12 protein-coding genes are annotated in these 9,114 nt (G+C 61.5%); 1 reads left to right on the top strand and 11 read right to left on the bottom strand.

The window, feature by feature from the left end; genetic code table 11:
• Positions 1-5: 5 nt before the first annotated feature.
• From RAN89_RS00860 to RAN89_RS00850, 3 genes are all read right to left on the bottom strand, one after another.
• Positions 6-560 (bottom strand): outer membrane protein, encoded by a 555-nt coding sequence (locus RAN89_RS00860; RefSeq protein WP_313867815.1) that lies wholly within the window; start codon positions 558-560, stop codon positions 6-8.
• 95 nt (positions 561-655) lie between these two features.
• Positions 656-1,378, bottom strand: coding sequence for an SDR family NAD(P)-dependent oxidoreductase (locus RAN89_RS00855; protein WP_313867814.1), 723 nt, complete (start codon positions 1,376-1,378; stop codon positions 656-658).
• On the bottom strand, positions 1,371-2,282 hold the full coding sequence (locus RAN89_RS00850; RefSeq protein ID WP_313867813.1) for an alpha/beta fold hydrolase: 912 nt from the start codon (positions 2,280-2,282) through the stop codon (positions 1,371-1,373). The genes RAN89_RS00855 and RAN89_RS00850 overlap by 8 nt, the downstream gene beginning before the upstream one ends.
• Before the next feature lie 117 nt (positions 2,283-2,399).
• Between RAN89_RS00850 and RAN89_RS00845 the strand changes: the two genes are divergently transcribed.
• The gene (locus RAN89_RS00845; RefSeq protein ID WP_313867812.1) at positions 2,400-3,254 is read left to right on the top strand and encodes a substrate-binding periplasmic protein; all 855 of its coding nucleotides are present in this window, start codon (positions 2,400-2,402) and stop codon (positions 3,252-3,254) included.
• A gap of 9 nt (positions 3,255-3,263) precedes the next feature.
• On the opposite strand, the gene RAN89_RS00840 is transcribed toward RAN89_RS00845, so the two are convergent.
• The 8 genes from RAN89_RS00840 to RAN89_RS00805 form a co-directional block, all read right to left on the bottom strand.
• Positions 3,264-3,710: a CinA family protein gene (locus RAN89_RS00840; protein ID WP_313869318.1), complete on the bottom strand. Its 447-nt coding sequence runs from the start codon at positions 3,708-3,710 to the stop codon at positions 3,264-3,266.
• Between the two features lie 74 nt (positions 3,711-3,784).
• On the bottom strand, positions 3,785-4,279 hold the full coding sequence (locus tag RAN89_RS00835; protein ID WP_313869317.1) for a phosphatidylglycerophosphatase A family protein: 495 nt from the start codon (positions 4,277-4,279) through the stop codon (positions 3,785-3,787).
• Positions 4,280-4,412: 133 nt separating this feature from the next.
• Positions 4,413-5,147, bottom strand: coding sequence for an amino acid ABC transporter ATP-binding protein (locus RAN89_RS00830; protein WP_313867811.1), 735 nt, complete (start codon positions 5,145-5,147; stop codon positions 4,413-4,415).
• Positions 5,134-5,784 (bottom strand): amino acid ABC transporter permease, encoded by a 651-nt coding sequence (locus RAN89_RS00825; RefSeq protein ID WP_087495326.1) that lies wholly within the window; start codon positions 5,782-5,784, stop codon positions 5,134-5,136. The genes RAN89_RS00830 and RAN89_RS00825 overlap by 14 nt, the downstream gene beginning before the upstream one ends.
• Positions 5,785-5,787: 3 nt before the next feature.
• A complete protein-coding gene (locus RAN89_RS00820; protein ID WP_313867810.1) occupies positions 5,788-6,471 on the bottom strand; it encodes an amino acid ABC transporter permease in 684 nt (227 codons plus the stop codon).
• 28 nt (positions 6,472-6,499) lie between these two features.
• Positions 6,500-7,297 carry a transporter substrate-binding domain-containing protein gene (locus tag RAN89_RS00815; protein WP_313867809.1) on the bottom strand — a complete coding sequence of 266 codons (798 nt, stop codon included), beginning with the start codon at positions 7,295-7,297 and terminating at the stop codon, positions 6,500-6,502.
• On the bottom strand, positions 7,294-8,067 hold the full coding sequence (locus RAN89_RS00810) for a GntR family transcriptional regulator (RefSeq protein ID WP_313867808.1): 774 nt from the start codon (positions 8,065-8,067) through the stop codon (positions 7,294-7,296). Before RAN89_RS00810 ends, RAN89_RS00815 begins: the two co-directional genes overlap by 4 nt.
• A gap of 116 nt (positions 8,068-8,183) precedes the next feature.
• Positions 8,184-9,080, bottom strand: coding sequence for a LysR family transcriptional regulator (locus tag RAN89_RS00805; protein ID WP_313867807.1), 897 nt, complete (start codon positions 9,078-9,080; stop codon positions 8,184-8,186).
• Positions 9,081-9,114 lie beyond the last annotated feature (34 nt).

Raw genomic sequence — 9,114 nt, 5'->3', positions numbered from 1 at the left:
CGTGCTTAGAACTTGTAGCCTACGCCCAAGGTGAGGACACCAGTTTGGTTCTTAAATGTTCCTACAGAGGTTTTCTTGTCGTCATATTTGTTGAAGACATACTCACCTTGGAAAAAAACATTCTTGTTGGTGAAATAACGTGCACCGATTCCATATCCGATACCGGAGATATCTGCGGAAGTCCCACTCAGGTCTGCCTTGGCTGTGATGGAGGCAATCTTTCCGTAAATCAAAGTTTGATCGTTGATAGCAACTCCGGGTGCAATAAACACGCTGTTTGCATTTTGCAGCTTGGCATTGGAGGCAATATCAAAGTCATTCAATGCAAGGCTTGCACCCAGCCCGACAACAAAAGCGCTACCGACACTGAAGTCGTATTGAGCGATAACACCGACGTTGCCACGGGATGCGTCCACTTTGTTTGCCAACTCTGCAGAGTTGTTGTTCGCATTTACTGCGGCAGTGACGCTGAAACCTTGAAAGTTCTTGGCTTGAGCAAATGCTTGAGGTGCGACCAAAGTTGCAGCGGCTGCAGTGGCAGCGATCAAAAGTTTTTTCATGGATTTCTCTTTGGAAGTTGAAGTCCTGCTTCCTCCCGAAAGCAGGTGGACAAATTCTACGCGGTCGCAAGTTGCCTATTTTGGTTTGCATGTATTCACCAAGGCAGAGGTGTGCCGTCATGGTTAAAAAATCCGCCGCTGTCCCCCGCCGCTAATCCCTCCAGAACATCCAGCAAGCGCACGGCGGCCTGGTCTGGAGCGCGCACCTCCAAGCCCGATTTGGCGAATGGCGATGAGAGCCCGGTGTCTACGGTCCCGGGGTGCAGTGCAATGCAGATCGCCTGCGGGTTGCGCCGCTTGAGTTCGATGGCGGCGGTATGCACCAGCTGATTGAGTGCGGCCTTGCTGGCGCGGTAGCTGTACCACCCGCCCAACCGGTTGTCGCCAATGCTCCCTACCTTGGCGGACAGGGTGGCGAAAACGCTTTTTCCGTCCCGCGCCAGCAGTGGCAAAAAGTGTTTCATGAGCAACGCAGGGCCTATCGCATTGATGGCAAAACTGTGTGCCATGTGGGCGGCGTCCAGTTGCTGCCAACTCTTCTCCGGTGCCCATACTTCGTTGTGCAGAAAACCGGTGGCATCCAGCACCAGCCGCACGGGCATGCCGGAATCTTGAATTGCCTGTGCCGAGGCGCGGATGCTGCCCTCATCCAACAGGTCCCACGCAGGCCTTGAGTTCCGCCCCAGGCACCGTACCGCGTCGAACCGGCTGGACGCCTCCAGGCTGCGAACCAGCGCGGCTCCGATGCCGCCACTGGCGCCCATCACGATAGCGACACCGCCGCTTGGCAAGCTGTTGAGTGCGCCGCATTCAGCCATGAAAGAACTCCTTCAGGTAGCGTGCTGTCTCATCCGGCAGCTCCTCGGGGATGAAGTGGCCTGCGGGCAGTGCCGCTCCACTGACCGTGGCCGCGCATTGGGCCTGCCACAGCGCCATCGGGTCAAAGAGGCGGTTCACCACACCGCGCTCGCCCCAAAGCACTAAGGTGTTGCAGGCAATGCGTCCTGCCCCGTCGGGAAGCTCCCTGCTGGTACGGTCGTGTTCGAGGTCCATGCTGGCGCTGGCCCGGTAGTCCTCGCACATGCTGTGCACCGTGCCCGGCAACAGAAAGCACCGCTCGTATTCCGCCATGGCCTGCGGCTCAATGAAGGTGGTACCCGTGCCTCCCCAGCCGCCCAGCTTGGTGTGCAGGTAGGGCAGGGGTGCGCCCAGAATCATGGTCTCGGGCAAAGGAGTGGGCTGAATCAGGTGGAACCAGTGGTAGTAAGCACTTGCATAAGCAAAATCGGTGGCCGCATACATGTCCAATGTGGGAGCGATGTCGATCACACACAGGCCTTGCACCCGTTCCGGGTGGTCTACCGCCAGCCGGTGGGCGACGCGCCCGCCCCGGTCATGCCCGCAGACCCCGAACCGTTCAAGGCCCAATGCATCCATCACGGCCACCATGTCGGCGGCCAGCGTGCGTTTGCTGTAGTTGCTGTGGTCCGGCAGACCGGCAGGTTTGCCCGAATCGCCGTATCCACGCAAATCCGGCATCACCAGATAGAAATCTTGCGCCAGCTGCTGGGCCACCCGTTGCCACAGCACATGGGTTTGCGGGAAGCCGTGCAAAAGCAGCAGCGCGGGCCTGTTTCCCGGCAATTCCACAGGCACCCGGGCGTGGATGTGCACTCCGTTGACCTCGAAATCGCGTTGCTTAAAACCGTCAAACCATGGCATGGGAATCTCCGAAAGCGGGCAAAACCGTGACCAAGGCTACGTGATTTGTAAAGCAGGGCTTGTCCCGCGTGCAATAGCCACAGGCCGCACTATGATGATCCGAAAATACACACAGGCATGACGTCGATGGGCCGCTCCGGATTTCAACTGCAAGCTTTCCGCACCAAGATGGGTGCCGCGCTGCTTGCCTTGGCTTGCGCATGTGCGCCTGCTGCCGCCCAGGTGCTGCGACTGGCAACGGGTGAGCTACCTCCCTATGCCACCCAGGAGCGGCCAGACCAAGGTATTGCCCTGGACATCGTCCGGCGTGCCTTCGCCTTGGAAGGCTTGGAGGTGGAGTACACCTTCAAACCCTGGACCCGCACGCTGGAGGAGTCACGCGCCGGTTTGTGGGACGCCACGGCCTATTGGGGCCGCAACCCCGAGCGGGACAAAGGTTTTCTGATCAGTGACAACGTGCTGACCGAACAGTGGGTGCTGGTGTATCGCCAGGCAGCCTTCAAGGACGCCCCGTTCGACTGGAAGGTGCTCTCCGACTTGAAGGATTTGCGGATTGGCGTGGTGCAGTCGTACACCTATACACCGGAGTTCTGGGCCATGCACAAAGCGGGCACTCTGAAGACCGTGGTCGCGCCCGACGACATCGCCAACTTGCGCTTGTTGATTGGCGGGCGACTGGATCTGGTGCCGATGGAGCGCAACGTGGCCTGCTACTTGATGCAGCACCATTTCATGGACAGCGAAGTGCAGGACCTGCGTGCCCATCCCCGGCTCTTTGCACCGAACTTCACGACCCATGTAATGTTCAGCGACAAGCTGCCCGACAGCGCGGCGCGCTTGCAAGCCTTCAACCGCGGCCTGCGCGCTTTGAAGCGCACCGCGGTATACGCCGAAAAACTCAACTGGCCCGGTTGCCGCTTGAATGCCATGGCGCAAGGGCCTGAACGCACCGCACCTAAGCTCAGACGCTGAAGCGGCATCTCAATTTGGAGGGGTGAGCAGCTCCATCAGCCTTGTTAGGCTGTGGTGCACGGTTGCAGCGCGGACCGCGGCGCGGTCGCCATCAAAGCGCTGCATGTCGCTCCACACACCATCGGGCGTGGCCCAGCCGAACCAGACCGTGCCCACCGGCTTGTCCGGGGTTCCTCCGCTGGGGCCGGCTATGCCGGTGACTGAGAGGGCCACTTGGGCCCTTGAGTGTTGCAAGGCGCCGCTGGCCATGGCTCGTGCTACCGGCTCGCTCACCGCGCCATGGGTGGCAATCAGTTCAGCGGGAACGCCCAGCATGTCGGACTTGGCTTCGTTGGAATAGGTCACAAAGCCGCGCTCAAACCAGGCACTTGACCCCGCGAAGTCGGTGCAGACAGCAGCAATCATGCCGCCAGTGCAGCTCTCGGCAGTAGCCAGCATCCATTGGCGTTTCAGCATCAAATCGGCCAATGGCGCTGATGGAATATGCGCGAGCAGCTCCTGATTTGATAGCGGATGATTGGGTGTTGCGCTCACGCAAACCTCCAGATGGCAATCACCATCAGCGTGCAGCCGGCGGCCACCAGGTCGTCGAGCATGATGCCCCAGCCAGCCTTGGTCCAGGCATGGCGGTCGGTGTCGGCCTGCAGGCCGTGGAAGAGCCGGTCGGCCCAGCCTACCGGGCCGGGTTTGGCCGCGTCAAAGTAGCGGAACAGGCCGAATGCCAGCGCCTGCCCCACCAGTGAGGTCGGTGTGACCAGCCAAAGCACCAGCCAGAAGGCCACGATCTCGTCGATCACGATGTTGCCCGGGTCCAGCACGCCCATGTGGCGTGCGGTCACGGTGCTGGCCCACCAGCCCACCGGAATGCTCAGGGCAATCAGCACGCCCCAGCCGAATTCGCCCAGCCACTGCGACAGTGCAATAAATGCCACCCAGGCCCACAGGGTGCCCGAGGTGCCGGGTGCAATGCGCGACAGGCCAGAGCCCAAGCCGAACGCAATCACATGCGCCGGGTGGGAGAACATGAATTGGGCGGTGGGCCCCGCCGGTTTGCGCGGGCGGGGTGGGTATAGCAATTCGCCGGTTCTGGTGTCGACGGGGATCAGGGTGACAGGTTCGCTCATGCCCCGATTATTCAACGGCGCAGGCGGTGTGCACTCAATCGTGCAGCGACTTCAGAAATTGCTGCAGCTCCGGCGTTTGCGGATTGCCGAACAGCTCTGCCGGTGGCCCCATTTCATGCACACGCCCCTGGTGCATGAAGATCACCCGGTTCGAGACGCGGCGCGCGAAGTTCATCTCGTGCGTCACCATCAGCAGGGTCATGCCTTCCTGCGCCAGTGTTTCCACCACGCGTAGCACCTCGCCCACCAGTTCGGGGTCCAGGGCGCTGGTGATCTCGTCGCACAGCAACACTGCGGGTTCCATGGCCAGCGCGCGGGCAATCGCCACGCGCTGTTGCTGCCCGCCGGAGAGCTGGTCGGCAAAGGCATCGAACTTCTCCGCCAAGCCCACGCGCTCCAGCAGGGCGCGGGCATGGGCCTCGCCGCTGGCCGTGTCTTTGGCTTTTACCAAGCTGGGCGCGAGCATGATGTTCTTGCCCACGGTGAGGTGCGGGAAGAGGTTGAAGCCCTGAAAGATCATGCCCACCCGCTGGCGCAGGGCGCGCATGGCGACGGCACTTTTGTGGAGCAGGGGTTTGCCGTCTACCGTGAGCTCGCCGGCCTGGAATTCTTCCAGGCCGTTGATGCAACGCAGCAGGGTGCTTTTGCCTGAGCCGCTTTTGCCGATGATGGCGATGACCTCGCCGGGCTCCACTTGCAAGTCGATGCCCTTGAGCACCTCGTTGCTGCCATAGGATTTGCGCAGGGCGCGGATATCAACGATGGGCATGTAACTTTCTCTCCAAAGATTTGGCGTACAGGCTCACCGGGTAGCACAGCACGAAATACATCAGCGCAACGCAGCTGAACACCAGAAACGGGCTGAAGGTAGCGTTGGCAATGGTCTTGCCCACCTTGGTCAGCTCCATGAAGCCGATCACCGAGGCTAGTGCCGTGCCCTTGATGACCTGCACCAGAAAACCCACGGTAGGCGCCACCGAAATCTTGAAGGCTTGGGGCAGGATGATGTAGCGCAGCTGCTCGGCAAAGTTCAGCGCCAGGCTTTGCGACGCCTCCCACTGGCCGCGCGGAATGGACTCCACACTGCCGCGCCAAATCTCGGTCAGGAAGGCGCTGGCATACAGCGTGAGCCCCATGCCTGCCGCTACCCACGGCGAGGTGTTGATGCCGAAGAGGCCCAAGCCGTAGTACGCGAGGAACAGCTGCACCAGCAGCGGCACGCCCTGGAAGAGCTGCACATAGCAGCTCACGAATACGGTGGCGCCCGGCAATTTGCTCAAACGCAGCATGAGCAAGAGCAGCCCGACCACACCGCCGCCGATGAAGGCGATCAGCGAGAGCCCCACCGTCCAGCGCAGGGCCAGCAGCAGGTTGCGAAAAATGTCCCAGAGGGAAAAGTCCACCATGGCTCAGCGCCTCCCGAACACAAAGGTGGCGCCCAGCCAATTGAGCACATGGCGCACCACAAAGGACAGCAACAAATACACCGCGCCCACCACCATGAAAGCCTCAAACGAGCGGAAGTTGTTGCTCTGGATCAGGTCGGCCGCGTAGCTCAATTCCTTGGTGGAAATCTGCCCGCACACCGAGGAGCCCAGCATCACGATCACCACCTGGCTGACCAGGCTGGGCCAGATTTTTTTCAGGGCCGGTGGCAGCACCACGTAGGTGAAGGTTTGCAGACGATTGAGCGCCAGGCTCACCGCCGCTTCAATCTGCCCCTTGGGCGTAGCTTCCAGCCCGGCACGGATGATCTCGGTGGCATAAGCCGCGAGGTTGATCACCATGGCAATGAAGGACGCTGTTTCCGCCGACAGCTTGAAGCCCGCTGCCGGCAGCCCAAAGAAGATAAAAAACAGTTGCACGATGAAGGGCGTGTTGCGGATCAGCTCCACATACCCACCCACCACCGCTTGCAGCCAGCGCGGTGCATGGTCCGCGCCGAAGCCGCGTGCCCGCACCCATGCGCAGCCTACGCCCAGGGCGGTACCCGCCACCACGGCCACGGCCGTGAGTGCCAGGGTCCAGCCCACACCGGTGAGCAGCAGCGGCCACTCGGCCAAAACTGCCCCGAAGTCGAGTTGAATGCGCATGGAATGCTCGCGTCAGTTGCGTCAGGCCTTACAGGGGCAACTCACCCAGACCGCGACCCAGCCATTTTTTGGCCATGGCTTCGAGTTCGCCACTCTTTTTGGCGTCGGCAATGATTTCGTTCACTTTGGCCTTGAGCTTGTCTTCACCCTTGGCGATACCGATGAAGTTGGGGCTGTCTTTGAGCAGCAGCTTGTACTCGGCAGACAGCTGCGGGTTCTTGGTCATCATGTTGCCGGCCACCGATGCGCCCAGGGCCACGAACTGCACCTGGCCGGCGGTGAAGGCGGCGATGGTGGCGTTGTTGTCTTCAAAGCGTTTGGTGTCCACTCCTGTCGGGGCCACTTTGCCCAGCTCCTGGTCTTCCATGGCGCCGCGGGTCACGCCCACTGACTTGCCAGCCAGATCCGCAAAGCTCTTGACGGGGATGTTTTTGGGGCCGAACACCGCCTGGAAGAAGGGGGAGTAGGCGGACGAGAAGTCGATCACTTTTTCGCGGTCCGGGTTCTTGCCCAAAGTGGCAATCACCAGGTCGGCTTTTTTGGTTTGCAGAGCGGGAATGCGGCTTGCGCTCACCACCACCACCAGCTCCACCGGCACGCCCAGTTTTTTGCCGATGAGGTTGGCCATGTCAATGTCGAGGCCCATAGGTTTGAGGTCGGTGCCTACAAAGCCGTAAGGCGCAGAGTCGGTCTGCACGGCGACCTTGAGCACCTTGGCTTTCAGGATGTCGTCCAGCGCAGTTTGCGCTTGCACGCCGGAGACGGCCAGCAAGGCGCCGGCGGCCAGCGCCAGGGCGAAAGTGCGTTTGTTCAAGGGGAAGGTCATAGCAGGGCTCCAAGGTAGGTTGAGGGGGAGGAAGAGGATTTGTCTGCACGGCTTGTATGCAAGCCCTGTGCCAAACGCACCGGTTTGGCCTTGCTGCTTTCGCTCACGGGGCTGAGCGCACTGCGCAATTCGGCCAGCGGGTCCTCGGCAGCGGGCTGCAGGCGCAGGGCGTCTTGCACGTGGCCGATGTGTTGTTGCATGAGTTGTTCTGCGAGCACCCAGTCGGACTTCTCCAGTGCTTCCACAATGCGCCCGTGCTCTGCACATGAATGGGCAGCATCGTGGGATGACTGGTAGAGCATGGCGATCAAGGTGGTGCGCGCAGTGAAGTCGCGCAAGGTGTCGGCCAGCAGGCTGTTGCCCAGGCATTCGGCCAGGCACACATGGAAGTCGCCCAGCAAGTAGCTGCGCAGCCCCACATCGGTGCCTTTCACGGCCGCCTGCTCGGTTTTGATGTGCGCTTTGAGGGTTTTGATGGCCGCTTTGCTCACCGCGGTGGTGCAGCGGATCAGGCCCATCTCGATCACGCGGCGGGCCTCAAATGCCTCGCGCGCTTCGCTCAGCGAGGGCTCAATCACATACCAGCCCCGGCGGCTGCTGACGGTCACAATGCCGCGCGCCGCCAGGCGGGTCAGCGCCTCGCGGACTATGGTGCGGCTGCAGTCAAACACCATGGCCAGTTGCTGCTCGCCCAGGCGTGCGCCGGGGGCCAGCTTCTGGGCCATGATGGCTTCAATGATGCGGGAACTGATGTCGGATGCGTTGGCCATAGTGCATCTCGTACAGCAGATTCCGTGCCACTGGTATACAAGCTCTGTGCACCATGGCAGGGAGATAGGTGCACAGGAGCGGGGCTAGGCCTCCCTATCCCGGTGCCAAAAGTGCCTTAGGACATGCCGGCAATCCACTCCGCCCAGTAATCGATACAGGCGCGGATTTTCGGCAAGCGGTGCCGCTCCTGCAGCATCACCGCGAAGATGGGAACCCGGCCACCGTCGAAATGCGTTTGCAGCAAGGGCACCAGTTCGCCAGAGCGCACCATGGGTGCTGCCATCAGGTCATTCAGGCGGGCGATACCTACCCCATGGCGCACCAGGCTGAGCACTACTGCGGTGTTGTCGGTACGGGTGTGGCCGGGCACCGTCAGTGCCGCGGTAGTGATGCCTCCAGCGCGAGTCCATCGGTTCAGGCTGGGGCTGGCGCTATTGGCGATCAGGTGATGGCGGTTGAGGTCGTCCGGGTGCTGCGGTGTGCCACAGCGCGCCAGATAAGCGGGGGCGGCATAGAGGCTGCGGCCGTGTTCTCCGATTTTTCGCGCCACCAGGGTGTCGCTGTTCGGGCTGCCGGTGCGGATGGCAATGTCAATGCCGTCGCGGGCCATGTCAGCAACGCGGTCGTCGGCATTGATGTCGAGGTGCAAGGCCGGGTAACGGTCATACAAGCCCTGCAGGCTTGGTGCAATGACACATTCGGCCAGCAAGGGGCTTACGCTGACACGCACCCAGCCACTGGGCCCGCTGAGCTTGCCGCTGAGCTCGCTGTCCAGCTCGGCGGTGGTCTCCAGCAGGCGCTGACCATAAGAGAGCAGGGTGTCGCCTTCGTCGGTCAGGCTCAGGCCGTGGGTAGTGCGGTGCAGAAGGCGCACACCGCAGGCCGCCTCCAACCGGGTCAGTGCACGGGTGACCTGGCTCACCGGCACATTGCGCTCGCGGGCCGCGGCCGACAGGGTGCCCAGCTTGGCGATGCGGGTGAACAGGGCGACGTCATCGAGTTGGAGTTGCATGGCGCGATTGTGCCGGTGCACGCATTGGTTTTGC

Source organism: Rhodoferax mekongensis (assembly GCF_032191775.1).
Taxonomy (GTDB): Bacteria; Pseudomonadota; Gammaproteobacteria; order Burkholderiales; family Burkholderiaceae_C; genus Allorhodoferax; species Allorhodoferax mekongensis.
Note: the sequence above shows the minus strand (reverse complement) of the source record. Positions and strands in the feature narration are given on the sequence as shown.